The organism is Psychromonas algicola (genome assembly GCF_004378355.1).
GTDB lineage: Bacteria > Pseudomonadota > Gammaproteobacteria > Enterobacterales > Psychromonadaceae > Psychromonas.
This window is the reverse complement of the sequence record NZ_SNUB01000075.1, coordinates 1-874: the sequence shown is the minus strand read 5'-3', so window position 1 is coordinate 874 and position 874 is coordinate 1. Positions and strand designations below refer to the sequence as shown.

1 protein-coding gene is annotated in these 874 nt (G+C 35.4%); it reads left to right on the top strand.

Going from position 1 to position 874, the window contains the following annotated elements; all coding sequences use genetic code 11:
- The coding region (locus tag E2R67_RS16400; RefSeq protein ID WP_134292016.1) for an IS110 family transposase at window positions 1–874 on the top strand (874 nt) is incomplete at both ends.

Sequence of the window (874 nt, the reverse complement as noted above, 5' to 3'; positions counted from 1 at the left end):
CCAAACCACACTGAAATATATAATTACTCCATTATCAAACATAAACCAAAAGCATTGCATGAATGGGCAATGACACTTAAAACTCGTTACCCAAATAAACAAATAGCGGTTGTCTGTGAATTAAAAAAAGGCCCACTAATTTATGCGCTAGCCAAATATGATCATATTACATTGTTTACGATAAACCCTTCAACGGTGGCAAAGTATCGTAAAGCGTTCACGCCCAGTGGTGCTAAAGACGATCCATCAGACGCATTAATACAGGTAGAAATACTAACACTACATATGGATAAATTATCTGTCATTGAGCCTGAATCAGCAGCAATGCGCTCACTATCTCAATTGGTTGAATACCGTAGAAGTTTAGTGCAAGACAGCGTTGATTTATCTAATAAAATTACAGCGACATTAAAGAATTATTATCCGCAAGCTCTTGAATGGTTTAAAGAAAAAGACACTATAATTTTCTGTGACTTTATTCAAAAATGGCCTTCGTTAGAGAAAGTAAAAAAGGCTAGAAAAGAAACATTATTAAACTTTTTTAATGCACATAATTCACGTTACACAGATGTTAATAATAAACGGATCGACAGTATAAAGAATGCAATGGTGTTAACTGAAGACAAAGGCGTAATAGAGCCTAATCAATTATTAGTAGAAGTACTAATTACTCAATTCAAAGTGTTACTACAAGGTATTGAGCAGTTAGATATTGCTATAAAGTTCGCTTACAAAGCGCAACAGGATAAGAAGATATTTGATAGTTTACCAGGTGCAGGCCCACGACTAGCTCCACGTTTGTTAGTTGCTTTTGGTAGTAATAGAGATCGCTATAAGGATGCCTCAGAACTACAAAAATACGCTGGTATTGCGC